The following is a 23,398-nucleotide window of genomic DNA, read 5'->3' as shown; positions in this document are numbered from 1 at the left end:
GTGGGGGTTCAGCCCTTCTGGGCACGTAATCTCGCCCGGCGTTTCCCTTCGTGCATCGCCACGACGCGGGCGACGGGGATCGTGTGCCCCTGTTCGACGAGGTCTGCGGGCAGGGCCCGCGGTTCGGGCATCGCCTCGGCCCACGGATCCCTGTCCCCGAGGAGAGCGGGCGCCGTGTAGACGGTGAAGTCGGCGGGGAGCACGTTCGCCAGGTCGTCCCAGTCCACCGGGAACGACACCGGCAGTCCCGGCCGCAACCGCGGACTGTAGGCCGCCGCGACCGTGTTGCTGCCCGCCCGGGTCGAGTCGAGGTACACCTTCCCCTCGCGGTCTTCCACGATGTACGCGGTCGTCGCGACGGAAGGATCGACCTGTTCCGCGCGAGCGGCGAGCGCGCGGGTCGCGGCCGCGACGTCGTCGAAGGCCTGCCCCGGCACCAGCGGGACGAAGATGTGCACTCCCTTGGACCCGCTGGTCTTCACGGCCCCGGCGAGACCGGAGTCGGACAGGGCCTGCCGCACCAGCCCGGCGGCCTTCACGACGTGCGAGAAATCGTCGCCCACGGGCGGATCGAGGTCGAGGACGAGATGGGTCGGGCCCGCGACGTCACCCGCGTGCATCAGCGTCGGGTGGTACTCGACGGCACGCTGGTTCGCGAACCACAACAGCGTGCGGCGGTCGTCGCACAGGGCGTACGACACCTGCCGCTTCGAGGTCTCCGCCCACATGCCGTACCGCTTCACCCAGTCGGGCGTGTATTTGGGCAGGTTCTTCTGCATGAACGGGTCCTGGCCGCGCAGGATCCGGATCACCGACAGCGGCCGGTTCTCCAGTACCGGGAGGATGCGGCCCGCGACAGCGTCCAGGTAGTCGACCAGGTCACGTTTGGTCGCGTCCTCGAACAACGGCTGGTCGAGGTTGCTCAGCTTGACCCCGTCGCGCTCGTCATCGCTCATGGGGTGAGCCTAAAGGCTCGCCGTCCAGGGCGTCGCGAAAGCCACTTTCGAGACGTCTGACGTCCCGAAAGTGGCTTTCGCGACACGGCCACTAGGCAGTTATGAAGAAACCTTCACGGACCGAACCCGCGATCAAACGCCTAGCTGATGTTCGCGTCGATGCAGGCGTAGAACGCGTTCGCCGTGTCGTAGACGTTCCAGCGGGCGAGGATCTTGTGCCGCCCGCTCTGCTGCAGGTTCACGCTGTGCGTGACCGTGGCACCAGGCTGTGCGCCGCCGTCGTTGACGGTCGCGACTTTGGCGCCGTCGACGAAGTACTCCCACGTGCTGGTGCGGTGGCGAGCCGTGATCGTCCACCGGAACGTGGTGGTACGGCCGAGGGAATGCACCTTCCAGCCCTTGCTGTCGTTGTTGAGATCCGCGAAACGGCCGACACCGCCGTTACAGCTCATGAGCCCCTTGGGGCCCTCTACGCTTTGCGGTTCCCATTTGATTTCACCACAGGAAACGGTGTTCTGGGCACACTGCGCCTGCCTGCTCGCAGGCGAGGAAACGTAGCCGTGCGCGCTGGCGGTTCCCGCCGGAATCGCGACCAGAACAGCCGGCACCATTGCCGCACCTGCGGCCAGGGTCAAAAGCCTTCGTTTGAAGCTCATGCCTACCCCTTTCGACACCCACCGCTGACCCGGTGGCAGAACCGTCAGCTGACACGAGGTTCTTGGGCCACAGCGAGCGAAACCAATGACGGTTGGGACCACATCCGCCAAAGCGTCAAGCAGGCGAATGTGGTCTAGACCATAATTGGTTCAGACGACTCGGTCAAGAGTAACCAACCGGGCACTTGTGCCCGTGAAGATCGAACAGGGGTTGTCAAGTCGTACGATCAGCCCGCACCCAAACAGACGAACGGTCGCCGGAACGGATCAACCGCGATGGTGTCCGCCAAGGCCGTCGCCGGTCCGGCGCCTTCGGCGAGTCCGCGGTGGTAATCGTCCATCGCGGCCGCGGCGGCCTCGTCACCGACTCGGCTCAACGGCGCGATCACCGTCCGCGAACCGCTCGCGAGCAGCGCGCTGGCGAAACCGAGGACTTCGTCGCCGGGTCGAATCCGGTTGAGCGCCAGTTCGCACGCCGCGAAGACGACCTGCGACGGCGGCTGCGCGAGCCCGGCCATCTCATGCGCGAAGAGGGTGCCGTCGGCCAGTTCCAGCCGGGAGAACAAGGCGTTCTCGGGCTCGTGCGCCCCGTGCGCGGCGATGTGCGCGAGCTTCGCGCCGTCCAGCGCGCGCAGAACCGACTTCACCGTCGCCTCCGCCCCGGCCAAGGTGTGCGCGGTCCGGTAGTGCGTGGCGAGTTTGTCCAGCTCACCCCTGGTCCCGACGAGACCGGGACCGCGAACGAGGACGACCTTCCGCGCGCGTGACACCGTCGAGCGCTCCGCGCCCAGCCACGCCGTCGCCGACGGGGCGACGACGATCGGCCGCGAGCGCAGCGCGGGCAGCACCCCCCACGGAACGGCGTACAACGGGCCGGTCGGCACGACGACCAGGTCGCGGTCCCCGAGCAGCTCCTCCAGCGGCCGGATCAGCTGGGCGTCGAGCCGTTCGGCCTGCTTCCGTGCCGAACCGAGAACCGACTGGACCAGTGGTGCGGGCAGGTGATCGGGGGCGAGGGCGTCGAGGTCGACGTTCAGCATCCGCGCGGACTCCGCCGCCGACGCCGCCGAGCCGAGCCGCACCAGTTCGCACCGCCCGCCGGCGACCACCACGGCCACCAGGTCGTCCCCGGAGGACACGAAACTCACCAGCGCGCGTTCGCCCAGCTCGTCGGCGACCTCGGCGAGCCGCGCGATCGGCCGCGGACTGCCCCAGCGCCCGGTGTGCCACCCGAGCCGATGCGCCTCACGCAACCGCTCCGCGTGCCTCGCGCGCAAGGCAGCCGTCGGATGCCCGTCGTGCTGCGCCTGGTGGATCGCCTGATCGAGCCCCCGGACCTCACCGACCCGCTCGGCGAGATCCGGATCGGTCGCCGCAACAGGTTCGTACCGGTAACTTTGCGCGCGGGTCCGCTCCATCCAGCCGAACAACCGGGCCGCGTCGGCCCGTTCGAGCACGATCTTGACGGCGAGGTCCGCCAGCTCCCGGCCGTGCAACGCCGTCCCGGACACCAGTTCGAAGCCGCCCATCCGGTCGCGGACCCGGTCGAGTTCGGTGAGCCCGGCCCTGATCTCGGCCAGCGCCCTGCTCTTGTCCCCCTCGGCGACCGCGAGTTCCGCACGGCACAGACGCCGCAGCATCCGGTAATCGACGGAAGTCAGCCGGCCCGGCCGAGGAATCCGCGCCAGCAACTCGGCGGCGCGTTTGCGTTTTCCCTTCCGCAGCTCGACCCGGACGGCCAGCATGCGCGCCAGCGCCGCCTGATCGGCGAGCCGCGGCATCGGCATCCCGTTCGCCGCGCGCAACGCGCGAGCGGTCAGGGTGAGCGGGATTTCGTTGGTACGCAAGGCATCCAGCACGTCAGCGCGAAGACCGACGATGGTCGCGTTGGCGACACAGGTCTGACATCCCCAGCGAAGCATTCTGCGTCGCGCCGAAGCCGCGTAGCCGCGGGCGAGTTCGAGATCGTCGCTCATCAGCGCGGCGGAAGCGCGGTACAACTCCACGTCGGCGAGGTCGCGGGTGATACTGGTCTGCTCACGCATCATCACCAGTACGTCATCGAGGTGACTGGCCGCTTCATCGGCGAGCCCCGCGGCGAGCAGCGCCTTTCCCTGTTCGAGACGCAGGATCGGATGGGTTTCGACCTCGAGAGCCCGATAAATGCTTTCACTTTCTTCGTAAAGCCTCAGCGCGACGGGAACATTTCCTATTCTCAGCTCGAGCGAGCCGAGCGGCCGCCGGACATCCGCCGCCTGCAAGCGCAGTTCGTACTTCTCCGCGATATCCATCGCATGAGTCAGATCCTCGCGAGCCCTGCCGACATCACCCTGGCGCGTATACGCGAGCCCGCGAGTGATCATCGTGCCAAGGTAAGGGCCGAGCAGGGCAACCGGATCCGGCGCCGAGTCGAGAACGAACTCCTTGTGCTCCATCGACCTGTCGAAGTAAGCGATGCCTTCTTCGTTCCGGCCGACAGCCATGAGCAGGAGTCCGTAGTTGTGATCGATGGCGCCGCTCAGTTCCGCGTGCAGCTTCGGATCGCCCACCTCGTCGAGGAGAGACCGCACTTCGTCCAGCTCGGCGAGACCGGCGGCGACCTCGCCTCCGGTCTCGGTGCCGAGCGCGACGAGTGAGTTCGTGAGCCGGATACGAGCGGCCAGCCATTCCCACCGGGCACCTTCATCGGCGGGCTCCACCGAATCGAGCACCGACATACCCCGGTGGAGCAGCTTCAAACCTTCACGCGGCCGCGACGAACAGACAGCGTCGACGCCTGCCCGCTGGAGGGCACGCGCTTTGCGGATGGCCTCGGTGACCCCGAGTTCTGTTACAGCCACTGATCTATGACAGCACAGTCCGTAGCCGAAAAGCCGCCCGCCCGCCGAGGATCACCTCGACGGGCGGAGCGAACATTTCAGCTCACCCGGTCAGTTCACCGGAGGCGGGGTCTGAATGCAGCCGCCGGAGCACTCCATCAGCCGGTTGCGGTAGTGCTCGCAATCCGGGCTGTGCTCGTGTTGAGGCAGGTCAGGCTTGGGCTGAGCCGGGTCGACAGGCTCCTCCTCGCCAATGGGATCCTTGACGTCCGTAGGCGTCGACATATAACGATCTCCTCCCCTGATGATCCTTCTTTGTCGTGCCAGGCGACCCCCGTCGCACCGGGTCCCCTCGAATCGCAGGCCCTCTTCCTGCGAATGGGGCAATAGTGCCACAACGGAGCAGTGATCGGGAGTATTTACCTACACTGAGTCATCTCAGGCACCCTAAAGAGGGACGCTTCGTTAGCGAACCTCACGACTTGGCCTGACCGGCGGAACGCGGCTCACCTTGCCCTCCGCAAGAGCCACCGGAACCGCGCCGACGGGACGAAGGCCACTGAGCCATCCGGCCTAAGATCCAAAAATACTTGTGCCACAAGGGTTTCCGGCCACAACTGCCAGGGAACTCACGGCGTGTCGGGGGTTGACCGGCAAATATCCGGAGGAGATAACGATGCCAACGTGGTTGGTCATCATCATCGTCATCGCCGCGGTCCTGGTGGTGGGAGCCGCTGCTTGGTTCGTCATCCAGGGACAGCGCAGGCGGCGATTGCAAGAGACGTTCGGGCCCGAGTACGAGCGGGCCGTCAAGGAACACGAGAACCCGCGGGAAGCGGAACGCGATCTCACGTCGCGGATGAAACGTCATTCGGATCTCGACATCCGGCCGCTGCCGTCGTCCACAAAGGACCGGTATGCGCAGGAATGGGCACTGATCCAGGAACAGTTCGTCGACCGTCCGTCCGGCGCCGTCGTGGAGGCGGACCGGGTACTGGTCTCCCTGATGGCCGAGCGCGGTTACCCGACCGAAGGGTACGACCAGCAGCTCGCGGATCTGTCCGTCCGGCACGCGAACGCGTTGCGGCACTACCGCGCCGGGCACGACACGCTGGAGCGTCATCGGGAATCCGAAATGTCCACAGAGGACATGCGTGAAGCGATGAAGCACTACCGAGAGGTGTTCGAAGATCTTTTGACCGACGACGGTGGCGAAGGAGCGAAGAGTCATGGAAAGCAGGCCTCTGGGAACCGAGGGAACGGAACCGCGGACAACGGAAAGCGTCGCGGGGACGACGGATCGGCTCGACGAGGAACGGACCGCTGACGACGGCCACTCCGGGCACACCTTGAGCACCGAGGACCTGGTGGCGGCGGATCCCGAGCGCACCACCGAAGCGGCGCCCGAACGCCATGACGAAGACGAGGCGCAGACGTTGTTCGACAACGTCGACGTGGACCGGTTCCGGGACAGCTGGCAGGGCATCCAGACGGCCTTCGTGGACGATCCGCGGCGGGCGGTCAAGGAAGCCGACGAACTGGTCGCCGTCGTGATCCAGAACCTGGCCACGACGTTCGCGGACCACAAGAAGGAACTGGAATCCGCGTGGAGCCAGGGCGAACCGGCCACCGAAGACCTCCGGATCGCGTTGCGCCGCTACCGCTCGTTCTTCAATCAGCTGCTCAAGGCGTAACACCTGCGGTCCGTGAAGGACTCCTTGAGGGACCCAGATTCCCTCAAGGAGTCCTTCACGGACTTGGAGCAGGCGACACGCCACTCACGCGCCGGTGGTCGATCCCGGCCGCACGATCATCAGCACTGTCACCACGGCCCACAGCAGGTTGAACACCCCGGTGTACATCGCCACGCGCCCGGCCGTCAGCGGTTCCGACGGCTGCTCGGCGCCCAGTGCCGCGAGGATCGCGTTCTGCCCCGGCAGCACGAGCAACGCCAGCACACCGGCGGCCGCGGCGGTGAGGACAATCGACACGAGCACCCACACGTCACCGAACACCCGCATGCTGCCCGCGGTCGCCAGCCCGAAGAACGGCACCGCCAGCCCGAAGATCGCGTAGACCCGGCAGATCCGGTTGAGCAGACGCGGCACGGACAGCCCGGAACCCGGTTCGGCGTACGCGCGCCGGGCGGCGGCCGGGAACATACTCGCCGCGACGGTCACCGGACCGATCGCGATGACGGCGGCCAGCACATGAAGGATCAAGAGAACTTTCGACACGCTGCCGAGCCTAAGATCGACACCCCGATGTCCGATACGGGTGTATTCGACAGATGCCGCAGGATTCCGGACATGCCCTACGCCCGATGACGTACGGCAAGTGCCGCCTGGGAACGGATGTGGGGCGGCCTCGCATGGATCACCCTTGGTCACCATGAACATTCCCGTGGACACAGACGAACTCACGAAACGGTACGGCGAGCATCTCGCCGTCGACCGGATGAAGCTGACCGTGCTGCCCGGCGAGATCTACGGCTTCCTCGGCCCGAACGGCGCGGGCAAGACGACGACGTTGCGGATGCTGCTGGGGCTCGTCCGCCCGACGTCCGGCAGCGTGCGGCTGTTCGGCAGGCCGCCGGGCGACCTCGACGGTGTCGGCGCGCTGATCGAATCACCCGGCTTCTACCCGTATCTGTCCGGCTCGGACAATCTGAAGGTGCTGGCCCGGTACAGCGGAACGGATCCGCTCCGCGTCGGCGAGGTGCTCGCCCTGGTCGATCTCGCCGATCGCGGCAAAGACCGGTACTCGACCTACTCCCTCGGCATGAAGCAGCGGCTGGGTGTCGCGGCAGCGCTGCTGAAGGATCCGCGGCTGCTGATCCTCGACGAGCCGACCAACGGGCTCGATCCGGCGGGGATGGCCGACATGCGTGTGCTGATCCGGCGGCTCGGCGCGGAAGGCTGCACCGTGCTGCTGTCGAGCCACCTGCTGGGCGAGGTCCAGCAGATCTGCGACCGCGTCGGCGTCGTTTCCCACGGACGGCTGGTCGCCGAGAACACGGTCGCCGAACTCCGCGGCGGCACGGTGCTGCACATCGAAACCGACGAGATCCTGCGGGCCGCCGATCTGGTGAAGCACTGGATCGGCGCGGAGAACGTGCGCGCGAGCGGGACCGGCCTCGATCTGACCGTCGATCCGGAGCGCGCGTCGTGGCTGAACCGCGAACTCGTCACGGAAGGAATTCCGGTGCGCGAACTGCACGTCCGCGAACGGGATCTGGAACAGGTCTTCTTCGAGCTCACCGGAGAGGTGGCAGGTCATGTGGGGTAGCTGCACCGCCGAGCTGGCGAAACTCGTCAAGCGTCCGGCGAACTGGTTCATGGTGGGGATCGCGGTCGTGCTCGGGCTGACGTTCACCTATCTGCTGCCGCTGGCGGGCGCGGCGGGCTCGTCGAGCGGGGCACCCGGTACGGATCGTGGACTGGCCGCGACCATGCCGTCGAACCTGGTCGGCAACTCGATCGGCGGGCTGCCGGTGTTCCTCGGCGCGATCATGCTCGTGATCGGGGTGCTGGCCGTCGGCACCGAATACGGCTGGAGCACGTGGAAGACCGTGCTGACACAAGGCCCTTCACGGCTGACCGTCTACAGTGGAAAGTTGTTCGCGCTGGCCGCCGCGACGCTGGCCGTCGTGCTGACGAGCTTCGTGACCGGTGCGGTCACGAGCGCGATCATCGCTTCCTCGGAGGGCGAGCCGATGAACTGGCCCGCGTTCGGCGAGATCGTCACCGGGGTCGGCGCGGGCTGGCTGATCGCGATGACCTGGGCGGTGTTCGGCGCGGCGCTCGCGATCGCGATGCGCGGGGTGGCGCTGCCGATCGGGCTCGGCCTGGTGTGGCTGCTGGTGGTCCAGAACCTGCTGTTCGGGGTCGCGGCCCCGCTGCTGGAGTGGGTCGACACGCTCCAGCGCGCCCTGCCGGGAGCCAATGCCGGTTCGCTGGCCGCTTCGCTCGGTGCCTCGGGTGCGACGCCGGGGGTCGGGGAACTCGTCGGAGTCTCCCAGGCGACGCTGGTGGTCGCCGGATACTTGGTGGTCTTCGCCGGTCTCGGCGGCTGGCTGCTGCGGCGCCGGGATGTGCTCTGAAAGCGCGTGAAGGCCCCCTTCCCTCGGCTGAGCCGAGGGAAGGGGGCCTTCACGCGGGATCAGGCGAGGGCGTCGAGGTCCGCGACGACGTCCGCGGGCAACTCGAGCTTCGCGGCGGCGATGTTCTCGTGCAGGTGCAGCAGTGAGGACGTGCCAGGGATCAGCAGGATGTTCGGCGACCGCTGGAGCAGCCACGCGAGCGCGACCTGCATCGGCGTCGCGTCGACGCGGCGGGCGCAGTCGTCGAGCACGCCGGACTGCAACGGGGTGAACCCGCCGAGCGGGAAGTACGGCACGAACGGGATGGTGATGGCCGCGAGGGCGTCGAGCAGGCCGTCGTTGGCGCGGTTCGCGACGTTGTACTCGTTCTGCACGCAGACGACCGGCGCGATGGAACGGGCTTCCTTGACCTGTTCCGCCGACACGTGGCTCAGGCCGAGGTGCCGGATCAGGCCCTGCTGCTGGAGTTCGGCGAGGACCTCGAACGGCTCGGTGATCGAGACCGGGATCGGGAAGACGCCGTGCTCCCCCGCGAGCCGCAGGTTGACGACGTCGAGCACGTCGACGCCGAGGTTGCGAAGGTTGTCGTGGACCGCGGAGGTCAGCTCCTCACGCGAGAGCGCCGAAGGCCACCCTTTGTCCGGAGTCCGCTTCGCGCCGACCTTCGTGACGATGTGCAGGTTCTCCGGGTACGGGTGCAGCGCTTCGCGGATCAGCTCGTTGACCGTGTGCGGGCCGTAGAAGTCGCTGGTGTCGATATGGGTCACGCCCAGTTCGACCGCCTCGCGGAGCACGGCGATCGCGGTTTCGCGGTCACTCGGCGGCCCCCAGATGCCGGGGCCGGACAGCCGCATGGCGCCGTAGCCCATCCGGCTCACGGTGAGATCGCCGAGGGTGAAGGTGCCGCCTGGGCTCATGATTGCTCCTTGTCCGAGTGGGCTCCCCTCACCTTAAGCAGGACCTGCCGACCCTGCGCGTGCGGGAAGGGAGCAAGGGACCTTTGCTATCGCCCGGCGCTCTGACCTGCGCGAACGACCAGTCCGACCAGCTGGTTCGCCAGCCCTTCGGTCAGCCCGTCGACGAACATCTCGCGGCCGGCGGGCGCTCCCCGTTCGGCCAGGACCGTCGCGACGGCCTCGCCCGGGTTCGCGTAGGGCCACAGTCCCGCGACGAGGATGAAGACGGCCTTCGCGAAGTGTCCGGCCGCTTCGGCGTCCAAGGTGACTTGGGAGCGGACGACGTCCGCGAGCCGTTCGGTCCGTTCACCCGCCCGGGTCTTGAACGCCCTGGCGGTCTCCACGGAGATGTTGCGTTCGAGCACGGCGGCCATCGTGCTGATCAACTCGCACAGCAGGCGCTGCCGCGAGATCGACGTCGCGATGACGGTCGCGACGCGCACTTCGCGCTCGTAACCAGCCTTCGCGTCGTCAGGGATGCTTAGTTCGCTTTCAAGCTCGTCGAGCCACGCGACCCAGATCGAGTCGAGGACCTCCAGGAAGATCGCCTCACGGCTGTCGAAATACCGCAGCACGTTCGACTTCGCCAGGCCGACACGGTCGCTCAGTTCCCGCAGGCTGATCCGGGAGACGGGCCGCTCGGCCAGGAGTTCGCGCGCGGCCCCGAGGATCGCCGCGCGCCGGGCCTCCACCTGTTCCGGACGCCGGGCGCGCAGGAAATCGGGGGACACGCGCCGCACGGTACCAGACCACCCGGCTGTTATTCGGCCTTCGCGGCCCTCCTGGTCTGCACCCGCTTGTAGCTCCAGATCAGCAACGCGAACAGGATGAGCCCGGACAGGATCAGGCTCGAACCGGTGCTCCAGCCGCCGAGCGGCAGACCGGGCACGAGTCCCCAGACGACCCCTGCGGCCAGCAAGCACAGCCCGGCCAGCACCGACCCGGCGATGCGCAGCGGAGAGGAAACGCTGTCCTCGGCCGCCTTCATCGCCCTGTCGCGGATGGGGTCGACGTACTTCTCCACCGTCGGGAATTCCGAGGCCAGCACGAGCAGACCCGCGAGCACGAGCAGCAGGCCCGGTCCGGGCAGCACGAGGAGCGCGATGCCGACCAGCAGGAGAATGACGCCCGCGACCAGGATCAGCACCTGCCTCACGGGTTTTCCGATGCCCACCGTTTTCTCCTCGCCGTCGTCGTTCCCGTCGATTGTGCCGGTCACGCACCGTTCTCGCCGGGAACACGCTGGTCCCGACCGGGTGCCCGCTACGGGTTCCGCCAAAGTGACTCGTATTCCCGCTGTTCGGGCGGGACACCCGGAAGCGGCTCGGCGGCTCCGGCCCGCAGACCCGCGACGGCGATGGCGACCAGCCGCCGCCGGACGTTCTCGTCCTCGTCCATCGCCGGAAGCGGGCTTCTCCTGCTGAATTGGCCGATCAGCAACGAGATGTCCAGCGTCGTGACGTCGACCCGCAGGACCCCGGCGGCGTGCGCACGGGCGACGACCCGGTCGCTGAGCTTCTGCGCGATCCCGGTGGCCAGCCACATCTCCTCGGTGGCCTTGATCCGCCCGGCCAGCGGGGCGAGCGCGCCGAACCCGAATTCGACGCAGCGCTCGATGTACCGCGTGAGGCCTTGCCAAGGATCGTCGATGGCCAGGCCTTCCTGAGCAGCCTCCGCGACCCGTGCCAGCGAGTCGACGCAAAGCCGCTGGAGCAGTTCGTCTTTGGTGCGGTAGCGCCGGTAAAGGCTGCCCATTCCGATCCCGGCGCGTTCGGCGACAGCGGAGACGGGTGCGTCGAACCCACGGCTGATGAACACCTCACGCGCGGCTTCGAGCAGTTTGTGGCTGTTGCGGGCGGCTTCCGCCTGCCGTCCGCGACGCGGCGGAGGAGAACTCGTCATGAACGGATTCTACCCCTTGCGGAGTGGTTCGCTCCGATATACCTTTATCGGAGCGAACCACTCCGATAGAGCTTGCGAGGAACCCCATGCCCCGATCCGAAGTCGTGCTCGTGCTCGGCGCGACCGGCAATCAAGGCGGCGCGACCGCCCGGCACCTGCTCACCCGAGGCCGACAGGTGCGCGCTCTTGTCCGCGATGCCACCAAAACCGAGGCCAAGGAACTGGAAAGGCTGGGCGCGGTCCTGGTCGAGGGGGATCTCGACGCCCCCGATTCCCTGCGCGAGGCCATGACCGGCGTCGATGGCGTCTTCAGCGTCCAGCCGTTGGCGTGGGAGGAGGAAACCCTCGCCGCCGAGGTCCGGCGGGGCCGCTCGGTGGCCGACATCGCCGCGGAGACCGGCGTCGGCCACCTGGTCTACAGCTCGGTCGGCGGCGCCGAGCGCGAAACCGGCATCGACCACTTCGAAAGCAAGGCCGCGATCGAACGGCACATCGCCGCTCTCGGCCTTCCCGCGACCGTGCTCAGACCGGTGTTCTTCATGAACAACTTGTTGCACTACGCCACCCCGCCGTCGGGTGAAGATCGAGTACTGGAACTCCCTGTGGATCCCGCGAAACCGATGCAGATGATCGCCGCCGACGACATCGGCTTCTTCGCCGCGACGGCGTTCGACGATCGCGAAGGATTTCTTGGGCGAGAACTCGAGATCGCGGGCGACGAACTCACCTTCCCCGAAGTCGCGGCCACTTACGAACGAGTCACCAGAGTGCCGACCCGATTCGTGCCGAAGCCGATCGAGGAGCGCATGTTCGAGTGGTTCGCCGAGAGCGGTTACCAGGCGGATGTCGCGGGGCTGCGAGCGCGCCATCCGGGGCTGACCAGGTTCGGGGACTTTCTCGAAAAGAACCTTTAAGACCTGTCTGTTTCGCGCGAGACCGTTCGTCGGGGTGGTGAATCAACCCCCGAAGGACGGAGGCACGCATGCACCCCGACCCGCGCCGATGGCGAGCGCTGGCCCTGCTCTGCACGGCCAACTTCATGGTCATCCTGGACTCGCAGATCGTCGTGCTCGCGGTGCCGTCGATCGAGCGGGATCTCGGTTTCGCCGGTGGCGGGACACACTGGGTCCTCAGCGCGTACCTGCTGAGCTTCGGCCTCCTGCTCCTGCCGGGTGGCCGCGCCGCCGACCTCCTCGGCCGCCGCCGGACGTTCTCGGCGGGCACGGCGTTGTTCCTGCTCTCCTCGTTGTTGTGCGGCTTCGCCTGGAGCGACGACGTCCTCATCGCCGCGCGCGTCCTTCAGGGGGTTTCGGCCGCGTTGATGGCGCCGAGCGCGCTATCGCTGGTGATGACGACGTTCACCGACGACGGCGAACGCACCAAAGCACTCGCCGCGTGGTCGGGAGTCGGCGGCTTCGGCGCCACGGCGGCGCTGCTCATCGGTGGGACGCTGACGCGGGCGTTCGGCTGGGAGTGGGTGTTCTTCCTGAACATCCCGGTCGCGCTGATCCTGCTCGTGGCCACACCGGCGCTGCTGAACGAGAGCCGTGACGCGTCCCGGCGCGGGGCACCGCTGATCCCGCTGCGGATCTTCTCGTCGCGGATGCTCACCGGCGGCAACCTGGTGATGCTCACCAGCGCGATGGGCGCGTTCGCGGTCTCGTTCCTGATTTCGCGCTATGCCCAGGAAGTGCTCGGCTATTCGCCGCTGCTGTTCGGCGTCGCGACCGCGGTGCTGCCGGTGATGGCGGTCGTCGGGGCGTACGGCGGGCAGGCGCTGATCCCCAAGATCGGCGTCCGGGGTCTGGCGGTCGCGGGCACGGTGCTGCTCGGCGCCGGCTGTCTGACGCTGGCAGGTGTCTCCCCGGACGGCACCTACTTGACGGATCTGCTGCCCGGCCTCGCCGCTTTCGGGCTCGGACTGGGCGCGGCCACGGTCGCCGGGCCGATGGCCGCGCTGGGCGGCGTCGACGCCGGGGACACCGGGCTCGCGTCCGGCATCACCACCGCCGCCTTCCAACTCGGCGGCGCGCTCGGCGTCTCGGTAGCCTCGGCCGTGTCGGCGGCCGTCACCGGGACCGCGACGTCGGCGGAAGCCGTGACCGGTGGCTTCCGCGCGGGATTCGTGGCCGCCGCCTGCTTCGCGGCACTGGGCCTGGCAATCGCTCTTTCGGCGCTGCGGCCCGAAAAAGCCCTGTCGATGGAGGACTGATGCGCTACATGTTGCTGATCTGCGGGAGCCCGGACCCCGGCACGGACGGCTGCGACGACCCGCTCGACGAAAAGACGCAGGCGTGGGTCGACGAGATGACCGCTCGCGGGATCCGGCTGTCCGGCAGCAGGCTCCGCTCGACGGCCACCGCGACCACCGTGCGCCACCGCGAGGGCGAACTGCTCGTCTCGGACGGGCCGTTCGCCGAGACGAAGGAACAGATCCTCGGCTACGACCTGATCGAGTGCGCCGACCTCGACGAGGCGATCGAGGTCGCGTCGAAGCATCCGGTCACGAAGTTCGCGACCATCGAGATCCGGCCGATCTGGCCGACCCCTTGAGCGTCGGCGCCCTGGCCGCCGTAAGTACATGAAGGCCCCCTTGCTTGCGCCTAGGTCAGGGTCCCGGCAAAGGCGCAGAGCTGCTGGTCAGTGCTGCTCTTGGTGATCCGGGCTTGGCATCGCTGGTGCCCGAAAGGGTCGAGCGGGGAGGATTCCGGACGTTGAACGTCCGGAATCCTCCCCGCTCAAGGGGGCTCCGCAACCGGTGTGCCCGCTGACGATGAAGGAATTGGGACACTCAACGTCCCAATTCCTTCACCGTCAGCCTCACGCAGGCGGCGAATAGTCGCCTGACCTGCAAGATCTCGACTTTGCCGGGACCTTGGCGCCTAGGTACAGGAAGGGGTCCTTCATGTACTTGGGCGAGTTTCTTCGGCTGAGCCGCCGTAGGTACCTAAGACACGGTTGGCTCTAAACCCGAATCGCCACTCCCTGGACCGAACGATCACCGCCACAGCCGTGCCCGGCGATAGCAAAGGTCCCTTGCTCACTCCCCCGCGGCCAGCAGCTGCTCGAACGGCACAAACCCGCCATCCGAAGCTGCCACGGGAGCACTCTCCGAAGACAGCCGAGCCGCGAACTCCCGCCCGGCCCGCGAAGCCCGCGTGTCGAGATCGCCCGGAGACGCCCAGTCCGACGAAGCCGCGTACACCGCCGTCGCGACAGGCTCGGCGCGAAGGTAGGCGAAGAGCGGACGCAGCGCGAAGTCGAGCACCAGCGAGTGCCGTTCGGTCCCGCCGGTGGCGCCGATCAGCACCGGCTTCCCGTCGAGCGCCTTCTGGTCCAGTACGTCGAAGAACGACTTGAACAGTCCGCTGTACGACGCGGTGAACACCGGCGTCACGGCGATCAGGCCGTCCGCGGTGGTCACCGTGTCGATGGCCGCGCGCAGGGCCGGGGACGGAAACCCGGTCAGCATGTTCTTCGTGACGTCGATGGCCAGGTCACGGAGTTCGATCACCTCGATCTCCACATCCGGCAGCACCGAGGAAACCGCCGTGGCGAGTTTGTCCGCGAGCAACCGGGTCGAGGACGGCTGGCTCAACCCCGCCGTCACGACAGCGACCGTCGTCATGCCAAAACCTCCGAAGCTGAAAGCGAAGCGTGTGTAGGAGCTTCAGGCACGTGAGCGGGACGAAGAGAGTCGAGTTCCTTGCGCAGCACCGGGATCACGTGTTCGCCCAGCAGATCGAGCTGCTCCAGCACGGTCTTCAACGGCAGCCCGGCGTGATCCATCAGGAACAGCTGACGCTGGTAGTCGCCGAAGTGCTCGCGGAAGGTCAGCGTCTTGTCGATCACCTCTTGCGGGCTGCCGACGGTCAGCGGCGTCTGCTCGGTGAACTCCTCCAGCGACGGTCCGTGCCCGTACACCGGCGCGTTGTCGAAGTACGGCCGGAACTCCCGCACCGCGTCCTGCGACTTCGGCCGCAGGAAGACCTGGCCGCCGAGGCCGACGATGGCCTGGTCCGCCTTGCCGTGCCCGTAGTGCTCGTACCGTTCGCGATACAGGTCGATCAGCGACTGGAAGTGTTCCTTCGGCCAGAAGATGTGGTTCGCGAAGAACCCGTCGCCGTAATAGGCGGCCTGCTCCGCGATCTCCGGGCTGCGGATCGAGCCGTGCCAGACGAACGGCGGGACACCGTCGAGCGGCCGCGGGGTCGAGGTGAACTCCTGCAACGGCGTCCGGAACTTGCCGGACCAGCTGACCACGTCCTCACGCCACAACCGGTGCAGCAGGTGGTAGTTCTCGATGGCGAGCGGGATCCCCTGCCGGATGTCCTGCCCGAACCACGGGTACACCGGGCCGGTGTTGCCGCGCCCCATCATCAGGTCGACGCGCCCGTCGGCGAGGTGCTGGAGCATCGCGAAGTCCTCGGCGATCTTCACCGGGTCGTTCGTGGTGATCAGCGTTGTCGAGGTGGAAAGAATGAGTTTCGACGTCCGCGCGGCGATGTAGCCGAGCATCGTCGTCGGCGAGGACGGTACGAACGGCGGGTTGTGGTGCTCACCGGTGGCGAAGACGTCGAGGCCGACCTCTTCGGCCTTGAGCGCGATCCGCACCATCGCCTTGATCCGCTCGTACTCGCTGGGCGCCTCCCCGGTGGCCGGGTCGGTCGTCACATCGCCCACCGTGAAGATTCCGAACTGCATGACCTGCTCCCTGGGCCGGGTTACTGTTGCTTGAGTGTTCAACCTCACGCGCGCAAGAAGTATTCCAGACCATCGACGCAGGCCGAAAGGGTGACTTGATCGGCTCGCGCAGTGACCGCACTCACACTCGAATCCATGTGGCTCACTTCCCTGCTTGTGACAACGTTGACATTCGCTCTCACGCCGGCCACCACCACTCCCGAACCCGCCATCACCGCGACCATCTGCGCGAAGTACTGCGACAGCCGCGATCCCGCACTGGCCGTCGGCGACAGAAGACCCAGCACGGCGACCGTCTGGGGCCGCGGCATCACGCTGCATCTCTCCGACGGCGACGACATGGGCTGGGGCAGCATCGCCAACGGCGACCCCGGCGACGAACTCTGGCTCGATCGGTCCTTCGACGGCGGCCGCACCTGGGCGGGCGACAGCCGGATCGGCGACACGAAGATCCCCGCCGGTCAACGCGGCTGGCGGACGTTGATGTTCAACGCCGATGACCCAGCCACCCACCGTTTCGGCGCCCTGCGCGCCTGCGGAAAGGCCGCCAACCGACCGGAAATCGCCTGCACACCGTGGTTCCGCACCACGGTCGCCGCGAACGACCGCACCGAAGCCGCGGCCACCGCGCTCATGCAGTTCTACGACAACGGCACCGGACTCTGGCAGACCACGGGCTGGTGGAATTCGGCGAACGCGCTCACCGCGATCCTCGACTACAGCACCCGGACCGGCTCCCAGAACTACCGCCACGCCATCGGAAACACCTTCGATCGCAACCGTGGCAACAACTTCACCAACTCCTACATCGACGACACCGGCTGGTGGGCGCTGGCCTGGATCCGCGCCTACGACCTGACGAAGGACCGCCGCTACCTCGACACCGCCGTCATCGCGGCGAACTACATGTACTCCTACCGCGACGGCACCTGCGGCGGCGGCCTCTGGTGGTCGACGGCGAAGACGTACAAGAACGCCGTCACCAACGAGTTGTACGTCAAGGTCGCCGCGTCACTGCACAACCGTCTCCCCGGCGACACGCTCCAGCTCGCGCGGGCACGCGAGGTCTGGGACTGGTTCCGCGCGAGCGGCATGATCAACGGGAACGACCTGGTCAACGACGGCCTGAACTCCTCCTGCGCCAACAACGGGCAGCCCGTCTGGAGTTACAACCAGGGCATCGTCCTCGGTGCGCTGGTCGAACTGAGCCGCGCGACCGGTGACGCCGCCCTCCTCACCCGTGCCCGCCGGCTCGCGAACGCCTCCACCACGACGTCACTGCTGCACTCGAACGGGATCCTGCGCGACCCGTGCGAGTCCGGCGACTGCGGCGCCGACGGGCCGTCGTTCAAGGGCGCGTACGCCAGGGGGCTCGGCGAACTGGACCGGGCGCTGGCAGGCAGGCCGTACCGTGCCTACCTGACCCGCCAGGCGAACTCGACGATCGCGACCAACCGCACGTCGCTCGACCAACACGGCCTGCACTGGGCGGGGCCGGTCGACAAGATCGACGCCGCCCGCCAGCACAGCGCGCTGGAGGTCCTCACCGCAGCCCTCTGATCACCGGCGTCGGGACATGCAGCCAGGCGAGGACCTCGGTCTCCTTCTCGTGCACGAGCACCTGCCGGTAGCTCATCGTGTCGAGGCCGGGGCCTCCCTGGTCCTGGACGTCCTCGTGAAACCGGTCCGAGACGAGTACGACGACGGGCGAGCTGTCCGGGGCTTCGGCGAGCGCGTCACGCAGCACCCGCGAGTCGAGCAGCCGGGCGAGCAGCACCTTCGGCCGTCCCGTCACGCCGTACTCGTCGAGCGTGACCTCTCCGGCATGGATCGCCACGCGTACCCGGATCCGCAGCGCCGGCTCGGTGACCACGTTGTACTTGGCCAGTTCCGCCGCCAGTTGCGAAAGCAGCGGGAGCAGCAGCCGGAACTTCGGGAAATGCGGCGGGACGACGACGATCATGCCGTCCCCCGTGTCCCGTTTGAGGCAGACGTCCCAGGCGATGCCGCTAGCCTCGAAGGCGGTCGCGAGCAGGCCGAAGAGCATCCGCCGGACCTGGACGAAGATCTCGCTGCTGCGCCCGACCTGGCCGAAGCCGGCGATGTCGATCGAGAACAACCCGCAGTGCATGCCGGATTCGACCCACGCCGTCCGCGGCGGGTAGAGGATCTTCTTCCGCAGCACGGCGAGGTGGACGCAGGACACCGCGATCAACAGGATCGTGCCGAAGAACCACAACATGGCCGGGGCCGTCTCGACTTCTTCTTCGATCTCCACGGGCTCGAGCAGATAGAGCAGCCCGTAGGACCAGGCACCGTAGAAAAACACGAACAGCAACAGGTACGCACGGCGCAGCCGGATCGCCGCGTGCACGAACGGCAAGGGCGCGAGCAGCCCGAGTGACGCGAGGACCACCACGAAATACCAGAGACTCACGACGCGTTGTGCGGTCGATACGCGCGTTGGGTCGAGTCCGACGACCACTGCCTTCCCCCCGTCACCCTGTGACACCGGGAACGATAACGCCTCATCCACGCCGTGAGGAAGCCGCTTTCCCCAGCCGTGACCCGGCCATCGGGACAGGTGGTTCGCCACACCGAGGGCCTTGGAGAAGACTAACTGTCGGGGCGGCCGGATATCCTCCAGTACGGTGTCGCGTTGAACGCCACCGTCACGAGCAAGTTCGCGAGCCACGACTCCAGGAGAAAGACCCAGTGACTGCTGAGACCCTGTACGGGGCCGACGACCTGACGCATCTCGAGGGTCTGGAAGCGGTCCGCAAGCGTCCCGGGATGTACATCGGCTCCACCGACAGCCGCGGTATCAACCACCTGTTCTCCGAGGTCGTGGACAACTCGACCGATGAAGGTGTGGCGGGTCACGCCGCGAAGATCGTGGTCACCCTGCACGCCGACGGCAGCGTCCAGGTCGACGACGACGGCCGCGGCATCCCCACCGGCACGCACGCCAAATCCGGTTTGTCCGGTGTCGAGCTGGTGCTGACCAGGCTGCACGCCGGCGGGAAGTTCGGCGGCTCGGGCTACAAGACCTCCGGCGGCCTGCACGGCGTCGGCGCTTCGGCGGTGAACGCGCTGTCGCACCGCTTCGACGTCACGGTGAAGCAAGACGGCAAGGTCCACCAGATGTCGTTCGCGCACGGCGTCCCCGGCGTCTTCGACGGGCCCGGCCCGAAAGCGAAGTTCACCCGCAAGTCCGGGCTGAACATCACCGGGAAGATGAAGCGCGGCGAGCGCGGCGGCACGTCGATCCGGTACTGGTACGACTCGCGCTACTTCGAGACCGGTGCCGTACTCGACGTCGAAGGCGTCCGCGCCAAGATGCGCAACACCGCGTTCCTGGTCCCCGGCGTCACGTACATATTGCGCACCGCCGTCGACGACTCGATCAGCGAAGAGACCTTCCACTTCCCCAACGGCCTCGCCGACATGGTCGATTTCCTCGCCCCCGACAGCGAGAAACCTGTCTGCGGCACGCTGATCATCAACGGCGAGGGCACGTACAAGGAGAACGCCGCCGACGCCAGCGGAGTCATGCAGTCCAATGTGGTGCGTCACGCGGAGATCGAGGTCGCGCTCCGCTGGGGCACCGGCTACGAGCGCACGGTGGAGTGCTTCACCAACACCATCCGCAACGTGCACGGCGGCACCCATCGCCGCGGTTTCGACCGCGCGGTGCTGAAAGCCTTGCAGGACGCCATTTCCAAGACCCGAGGGCTGCTGAAGCCCAAGGAGGACATGCCGACCGTCGAGGACGTCCTCGAAGGCATGACGGCGGTCGTGCACGTCCGGCTGCCGGAGCCGCAGTTCACCTCGCAGACCAAGGACGAGCTGTCCACCGCCGGGATCACCCGGGTCATCCAGGGCGTCGTCGACAAGCACATCCGCGCCTGGACCGAGGAACGCAAGACCAAGTCCGAGGCCAAGATCGTGCTGCAGAAGGTGGTCGACGCCGCGCGCGTCCGGCTCACCCAGAAGCAGCAGAAGGACGCCGCCCGGCGCAAGACCGCGCTCGAAGGCGCGGCCATGCCGCCGAAGCTGGTCGACTGCCGCACCACCGGCGTCTCCCGCAGTGAGCTGTTCCTCGTCGAGGGTGACAGCGCGCTCGGTTCGGCACGGATGGCGCGCGTGTCCGAATACCAGGCGCTGCTTCCCTTGCGCGGCAAGATCCTCAACGTCCAGAAGGCGTCGCTCGGCGACACGTTGAAGAACGCCGAGATCGCCTCGATCGTGCAGGTGCTCGGTGCGGGCAGCGGGCGCACGTTCGACCTGACGACCATGCGCTACGGCCGGGTGATCCTGATGGCCGACGCGGACGTCGACGGATCGCACATCCGGACGCTGCTGATCACACTGTTCGCCAAGTACATGCGACCGGTGATCGAGGACGGCAGGCTCTACGCCGCGATGCCGCCACTGCACAAACTCGTCACCAAGGGCCGCAACCCGGAAACCCACTTCACCTTCTCCCAGAAGGAGATGGAGACCAAGTTCGCGGCGCTGGAGCGGGCGGGCAAGCAGATCGTCACGCCGGTGCCGCGGTTCAAGGGCCTCGGCGAGATGGACGCCGACGAACTGTGGGACACCACGATGAACCCGGCCACCCGCTCGGTCCGCCGCATCACGCTCGACGACGTCGAAGCCGCGGAGAACGCGCTCGAACTGTTGATGGGCGAGAAGGTCGAACCGCGCCGCAACTGGCTGGTCGAATCCTCCGACCGGGTCGACCGCGAAGCCATCGACGCCTGATTTCGTTGCTATTCAAGGAGCTTTGAGCAATGGCACGCCGTAAGGGCACCACCACCAAGGTCGACCCCTCCGCGTTCGACCAGCCCGGCGCGAACGTCTTCGACAACTCGCTGAAGACGGAGATCGAGGACTCGTACCTGGAGTACGCCTACTCGGTCATCCACTCGCGGGCGCTCCCGGACGCGCGGGACGGGCTGAAGCCGGTACACCGCCGGATCATGTACTCGATGAACGAGAACGGCTACCGGCCGACGCACGCGTACGTGAAGTCGTCCCGCGTGGTCGGCGACGTGATGGGCAAGTACCACCCGCACGGCGACACGGCGATCTACGACGCCATGGTCCGCCTCGCGCAGGACTTCTCGCTCAACGTCCCGCTGGTCGACGGGCACGGCAACTTCGGCTCCCCCGACGACGGCCCGGCCGCCTCGCGGTACACCGAGGCGCGGCTGTCCCCCGAGGCGATGCTGCTGGTCGGCGAACTCGGCGAGGACACCGTCGACTTCCGGCCCACCTACGACGGTTCGCTCGAAGAGCCGACGGTGCTGCCGGCGGCGTTCCCGAACCTGCTGGTCAACGGCACTTCCGGGATCGCGGTCGGGATGGCGACCAACATGATCCCGCACAACCTGACCGAGGTCATCGGCGCGGCGCGGTGGCTGATCAACCACCCGAACGCCACCCTCGACAAGCTGATGGAGTTCGTCCCCGGCCCCGACCTGCCGACCGGCGGATCGCTGCTGGGCCTCGACGAGGTCCGCCGCGCCTACGAGACCGGCCGCGGCGTGGTGCGTATGCGTGCCAGCGCCGAAACCGGCCCGCTGGAGGGCAGCCGCGGCCGTCAGGCGATCACCGTCACCGAACTGCCGTACGGCGTCGGCCCGGAGAAGGTGATCGAGAAGATCACCGACGAGGTCAACAAGTCCAAGCGGCTCACCGGCATCGCCGACGTCAAGGACCTCACCGACCGCGAGAACGGCACGCGGCTGGTCGTCGAATGCAAGGTCGGCGTGAACCCGCAGGCGCTGCTGGCGGACCTGTACCGGCTGACGCCGCTGGAGCAGTCCTTCGGCATCAACAACCTGGTGCTGGTGGAGGGGCAGCCGCGGACGCTGGGGCTCAAGGCGCTGCTGGAGGTCTTCCTCAGCCACCGCTACGAGGTCGTCACCCGCCGCACGCGCTACCGCCGCCGCAAGCGCGAGGAGCGCCTGCACCTGGTCGAGGGCCTGCTGGTGGCCCTGCTCAACATCGACAAGGTGATCAAGCTGATCCGCGAGAGCGAGAACGCCGCGGCCGCGAAGGACGGCCTGATGAAGCGATTCAAGCTCTCCGACATCCAGGCGACCTACATCCTGGACACCCCGCTGCGGCGGCTCACGAAGTACGACCGCATCGAACTCGAGGCCGAGCAGGACAAGCTGCGCGAGGAGATCGCCGAGCTGTCGAAGATCCTCGACGACGAGTCGGTGCTGAAGAAGGTCGTCTCGGCCGAACTGGCCAAGGTCGCCAAGGACTCCCCGACCGAACGCCGCACCGCGCTGATCGACGGCGACCTCAAGGAGGTCCTCGCCGCGTCGAAGCCGTCCGGCCCGCTGGAGGTCGCCGACGACCCGTGCCAGGTGATCCTGTCGGCCACCGGGCTGGTCGCGCGGACCGCGGCGGAATCGGAGGAGGCGTCGGAAGTACGGCGCCGCAACGGCCGCGTCAAACACGACTCGGTGTCCGCTGTCGTGCACTCGACCGCGCGTGGTCAGGTGCTGCTGGTGACCAACCGCGGCCGCGCGTTCAAGACCGACGTGCTGCCGCTGCCAGTGCTGCCTGAGCAGGCGGGCACCGTCTCCTTGCGCGGCGGGATGGCCGCGAAGGAACTGGTACCGCTGGAGAAGGGCGAGCACGTCATCGGCCTGGCGCCGCTCGGCGAGCAGGCCGCCGGCTCCCCTGGTCTCGCGCTCGGCACGAAACTCGGTGTCGTGAAGGTGTGCGCGCCGGAATGGCCGGTCCGCTCGGACGAGTTCGACGTGATCAGCCTGAAGGACGGCGACGAGGTCGTCGGCGCCACCTGGCTCACCGACGGCAACGAGGCACTGGCGTTCCTGTCGTCCGAAGCGTCCCTGCTGCGCTACCCCGCTTCGCTGGTGCGGCCGCAGGGCCTCAAGGGCGGCGGCATGGCCGGGATCGCCGTGCGCGGCGAGGCGGAAGTGGTCTTCTTCGCCGCCATCCGCACGGACGACGCCGAGCACGGCGAGCCGATGGTCGTCACCGCGACCGGCGCGAGCGTGAAGGTGACGCCGTTCAGCGAGTACCCGGCCAAGGGCCGCGCGACCGGCGGTGTCCGGGCGCAACGGTTCCTGAAGGGCGAAACGCGACTGGTCGTCGGCTGGATCGGCCCGCGCCCGGCCGGTGCCGCCCGCAACGGCGACCCGGTGGAACTGCCCGAAATCGACCCGCGGCGCGACGGCTCCGGCCACGCCCACCCCGGTCCCGAGGTCGTCGGCCACCTAATCGAACGCACCTGACCCCCTGCCGCAATTAGTCA

The 23,398-nt window shown here is 67.5% G+C and carries 22 protein-coding genes; 10 read left to right on the top strand and 12 right to left on the bottom strand.

Annotated elements, in window-relative coordinates; all coding sequences use genetic code 11:
• Positions 1-8 precede the first annotated feature (8 nt).
• The 4 genes from ACLARN_RS34500 to ACLARN_RS34485 all read right to left on the bottom strand — a co-directional run bounded on the left by ACLARN_RS34500 (position 9) and on the right by ACLARN_RS34485 (position 4,716).
• Complete coding sequence (locus ACLARN_RS34500) at positions 9-956, bottom strand: DNA polymerase domain-containing protein (protein WP_409495657.1); 948 nt, start codon at positions 954-956, stop codon at positions 9-11.
• Between the two features lie 140 nt (positions 957-1,096).
• On the bottom strand, positions 1,097-1,612 hold the full coding sequence (locus tag ACLARN_RS34495) for a lytic polysaccharide monooxygenase auxiliary activity family 9 protein (RefSeq protein ID WP_409495656.1): 516 nt from the start codon (positions 1,610-1,612) through the stop codon (positions 1,097-1,099).
• Positions 1,613-1,839: 227 nt separating this feature from the next.
• On the bottom strand, positions 1,840-4,452 hold the full coding sequence (locus tag ACLARN_RS34490; protein WP_409495655.1) for a CHAT domain-containing protein: 2,613 nt from the start codon (positions 4,450-4,452) through the stop codon (positions 1,840-1,842).
• A 90-nt stretch (positions 4,453-4,542) separates the two neighbouring features.
• Positions 4,543-4,716 carry a hypothetical protein gene (locus ACLARN_RS34485; RefSeq protein ID WP_409495654.1) on the bottom strand — a complete coding sequence of 58 codons (174 nt, stop codon included), beginning with the start codon at positions 4,714-4,716 and terminating at the stop codon, positions 4,543-4,545.
• Between the two features lie 391 nt (positions 4,717-5,107).
• Here ACLARN_RS34485 and ACLARN_RS34480 point away from each other — a divergent pair, with 391 nt between their 5' ends.
• Entirely contained in the window at positions 5,108-5,758 is a 651-nt protein-coding gene (locus tag ACLARN_RS34480; protein ID WP_409495653.1) for a hypothetical protein, read from the top strand.
• Positions 5,661-6,125: a hypothetical protein gene (locus ACLARN_RS34475; RefSeq protein ID WP_409495652.1), complete on the top strand. Its 465-nt coding sequence runs from the start codon at positions 5,661-5,663 to the stop codon at positions 6,123-6,125. Before ACLARN_RS34480 ends, ACLARN_RS34475 begins: the two co-directional genes overlap by 98 nt.
• Before the next feature lie 84 nt (positions 6,126-6,209).
• On the opposite strand, the gene ACLARN_RS34470 is transcribed toward ACLARN_RS34475, so the two are convergent.
• Positions 6,210-6,668 carry a hypothetical protein gene (locus ACLARN_RS34470; RefSeq protein WP_409495651.1) on the bottom strand — a complete coding sequence of 153 codons (459 nt, stop codon included), beginning with the start codon at positions 6,666-6,668 and terminating at the stop codon, positions 6,210-6,212.
• 154 nt (positions 6,669-6,822) lie between these two features.
• On the opposite strand from ACLARN_RS34470, the gene ACLARN_RS34465 reads away from it, so the two are divergent.
• On the top strand, positions 6,823-7,719 hold the full coding sequence (locus ACLARN_RS34465) for an ABC transporter ATP-binding protein (RefSeq protein WP_409495650.1): 897 nt from the start codon (positions 6,823-6,825) through the stop codon (positions 7,717-7,719).
• Positions 7,709-8,533, top strand: a complete 825-nt coding sequence (locus ACLARN_RS34460) for an ABC transporter permease (RefSeq protein WP_409495649.1) — start codon at positions 7,709-7,711, stop codon at positions 8,531-8,533. Before ACLARN_RS34465 ends, ACLARN_RS34460 begins: the two co-directional genes overlap by 11 nt.
• 59 nt (positions 8,534-8,592) lie before the next feature.
• Here the strand turns inward: ACLARN_RS34460 and ACLARN_RS34455 are convergent, their stop codons facing one another.
• From ACLARN_RS34455 to ACLARN_RS34440, 4 genes are all read right to left on the bottom strand, one after another.
• Positions 8,593-9,450, bottom strand: coding sequence for an oxidoreductase (locus ACLARN_RS34455; RefSeq protein ID WP_409495648.1), 858 nt, complete (start codon positions 9,448-9,450; stop codon positions 8,593-8,595).
• 86 nt (positions 9,451-9,536) lie between these two features.
• Positions 9,537-10,220: a TetR family transcriptional regulator gene (locus tag ACLARN_RS34450; RefSeq protein ID WP_409495647.1), complete on the bottom strand. Its 684-nt coding sequence runs from the start codon at positions 10,218-10,220 to the stop codon at positions 9,537-9,539.
• A gap of 29 nt (positions 10,221-10,249) precedes the next feature.
• Positions 10,250-10,663, bottom strand: coding sequence for a PGPGW domain-containing protein (locus ACLARN_RS34445; RefSeq protein WP_409495670.1), 414 nt, complete (start codon positions 10,661-10,663; stop codon positions 10,250-10,252).
• An 89-nt stretch (positions 10,664-10,752) separates the two neighbouring features.
• The gene (locus tag ACLARN_RS34440) at positions 10,753-11,391 is read right to left on the bottom strand and encodes a TetR/AcrR family transcriptional regulator (protein WP_409495646.1); all 639 of its coding nucleotides are present in this window, start codon (positions 11,389-11,391) and stop codon (positions 10,753-10,755) included.
• 86 nt (positions 11,392-11,477) lie between these two features.
• Between ACLARN_RS34440 and ACLARN_RS34435 the strand changes: the two genes are divergently transcribed.
• From ACLARN_RS34435 to ACLARN_RS34425, 3 genes are all read left to right on the top strand, one after another.
• Complete coding sequence (locus ACLARN_RS34435) at positions 11,478-12,305, top strand: NmrA/HSCARG family protein (RefSeq protein WP_409495645.1); 828 nt, start codon at positions 11,478-11,480, stop codon at positions 12,303-12,305.
• A 68-nt stretch (positions 12,306-12,373) separates the two neighbouring features.
• A complete protein-coding gene (locus tag ACLARN_RS34430) occupies positions 12,374-13,603 on the top strand; it encodes an MFS transporter (RefSeq protein WP_409495644.1) in 1,230 nt (409 codons plus the stop codon).
• A complete protein-coding gene (locus ACLARN_RS34425) occupies positions 13,603-13,944 on the top strand; it encodes a YciI family protein (RefSeq protein WP_409495643.1) in 342 nt (113 codons plus the stop codon). Before ACLARN_RS34430 ends, ACLARN_RS34425 begins: the two co-directional genes overlap by 1 nt.
• Before the next feature lie 487 nt (positions 13,945-14,431).
• Here ACLARN_RS34425 and ACLARN_RS34420 read toward each other — a convergent pair whose 3' ends face one another.
• Entirely contained in the window at positions 14,432-15,019 is a 588-nt protein-coding gene (locus tag ACLARN_RS34420) for an FMN reductase (protein WP_409495642.1), read from the bottom strand.
• Positions 15,016-16,095 (bottom strand): LLM class flavin-dependent oxidoreductase, encoded by a 1,080-nt coding sequence (locus ACLARN_RS34415; protein ID WP_409495641.1) that lies wholly within the window; start codon positions 16,093-16,095, stop codon positions 15,016-15,018. Before ACLARN_RS34415 ends, ACLARN_RS34420 begins: the two co-directional genes overlap by 4 nt.
• 135 nt (positions 16,096-16,230) lie before the next feature.
• On the opposite strand from ACLARN_RS34415, the gene ACLARN_RS34410 reads away from it, so the two are divergent.
• Positions 16,231-17,655: a glycoside hydrolase family 76 protein gene (locus ACLARN_RS34410; protein ID WP_409495640.1), complete on the top strand. Its 1,425-nt coding sequence runs from the start codon at positions 16,231-16,233 to the stop codon at positions 17,653-17,655.
• Here the strand turns inward: ACLARN_RS34410 and ACLARN_RS34405 are convergent.
• On the bottom strand, positions 17,639-18,532 hold the full coding sequence (locus ACLARN_RS34405; protein WP_409495639.1) for a hypothetical protein: 894 nt from the start codon (positions 18,530-18,532) through the stop codon (positions 17,639-17,641). The genes ACLARN_RS34410 and ACLARN_RS34405 overlap by 17 nt on opposite strands.
• Before the next feature lie 278 nt (positions 18,533-18,810).
• Between ACLARN_RS34405 and ACLARN_RS34400 the strand changes: the two genes are divergently transcribed.
• Complete coding sequence (locus ACLARN_RS34400; RefSeq protein ID WP_409495638.1) at positions 18,811-20,862, top strand: type IIA DNA topoisomerase subunit B; 2,052 nt, start codon at positions 18,811-18,813, stop codon at positions 20,860-20,862.
• A gap of 29 nt (positions 20,863-20,891) precedes the next feature.
• Entirely contained in the window at positions 20,892-23,378 is a 2,487-nt protein-coding gene (locus tag ACLARN_RS34395) for a DNA topoisomerase (ATP-hydrolyzing) subunit A (protein WP_409495637.1), read from the top strand.
• The last annotated feature ends 20 nt before the right edge of the window (positions 23,379-23,398 follow it).

Source organism: Amycolatopsis sp. cmx-11-12, assembly GCF_046269425.1.
Classification (GTDB): Bacteria; Actinomycetota; Actinomycetes; order Mycobacteriales; family Pseudonocardiaceae; genus Amycolatopsis.
The sequence above is the reverse complement of the archived record's forward strand: the minus strand, read 5'-3'. Positions and strand labels throughout refer to the sequence as shown.

Bases quoted from the DNA above. Each gene is read 5' to 3' on its own strand.
- ACLARN_RS34460 (WP_409495649.1), top strand. From the start codon at position 7,709: ATGTGGGGTAGCTGCACCGCCGAGCTGGCGAAACTCGTCAAGCGTCCG.
- ACLARN_RS34415 (WP_409495641.1), bottom strand. From the start codon at position 16,095: ATGCAGTTCGGAATCTTCACGGTGGGCGATGTGACGACCGACCCGGCC.
- ACLARN_RS34430 (WP_409495644.1), top strand. From the start codon at position 12,374: ATGCACCCCGACCCGCGCCGATGGCGAGCGCTGGCCCTGCTCTGCACG.
- ACLARN_RS34440 (WP_409495646.1), bottom strand. From the start codon at position 11,391: ATGACGAGTTCTCCTCCGCCGCGTCGCGGACGGCAGGCGGAAGCCGCC.
- ACLARN_RS34500 (WP_409495657.1), bottom strand. From the start codon at position 956: ATGAGCGATGACGAGCGCGACGGGGTCAAGCTGAGCAACCTCGACCAG.
- ACLARN_RS34425 (WP_409495643.1), top strand. From the start codon at position 13,603: ATGCGCTACATGTTGCTGATCTGCGGGAGCCCGGACCCCGGCACGGAC.
- ACLARN_RS34495 (WP_409495656.1), bottom strand. From the start codon at position 1,612: ATGAGCTTCAAACGAAGGCTTTTGACCCTGGCCGCAGGTGCGGCAATG.
- ACLARN_RS34395 (WP_409495637.1), top strand. From the start codon at position 20,892: ATGGCACGCCGTAAGGGCACCACCACCAAGGTCGACCCCTCCGCGTTC.
- ACLARN_RS34435 (WP_409495645.1), top strand. From the start codon at position 11,478: ATGCCCCGATCCGAAGTCGTGCTCGTGCTCGGCGCGACCGGCAATCAA.
- ACLARN_RS34455 (WP_409495648.1), bottom strand. From the start codon at position 9,450: ATGAGCCCAGGCGGCACCTTCACCCTCGGCGATCTCACCGTGAGCCGG.
- ACLARN_RS34480 (WP_409495653.1), top strand. From the start codon at position 5,108: ATGCCAACGTGGTTGGTCATCATCATCGTCATCGCCGCGGTCCTGGTG.
- ACLARN_RS34485 (WP_409495654.1), bottom strand. From the start codon at position 4,716: ATGTCGACGCCTACGGACGTCAAGGATCCCATTGGCGAGGAGGAGCCT.
- ACLARN_RS34465 (WP_409495650.1), top strand. From the start codon at position 6,823: ATGAACATTCCCGTGGACACAGACGAACTCACGAAACGGTACGGCGAG.
- ACLARN_RS34475 (WP_409495652.1), top strand. From the start codon at position 5,661: ATGGAAAGCAGGCCTCTGGGAACCGAGGGAACGGAACCGCGGACAACG.
- ACLARN_RS34410 (WP_409495640.1), top strand. From the start codon at position 16,231: ATGTGGCTCACTTCCCTGCTTGTGACAACGTTGACATTCGCTCTCACG.
- ACLARN_RS34420 (WP_409495642.1), bottom strand. From the start codon at position 15,019: ATGACGACGGTCGCTGTCGTGACGGCGGGGTTGAGCCAGCCGTCCTCG.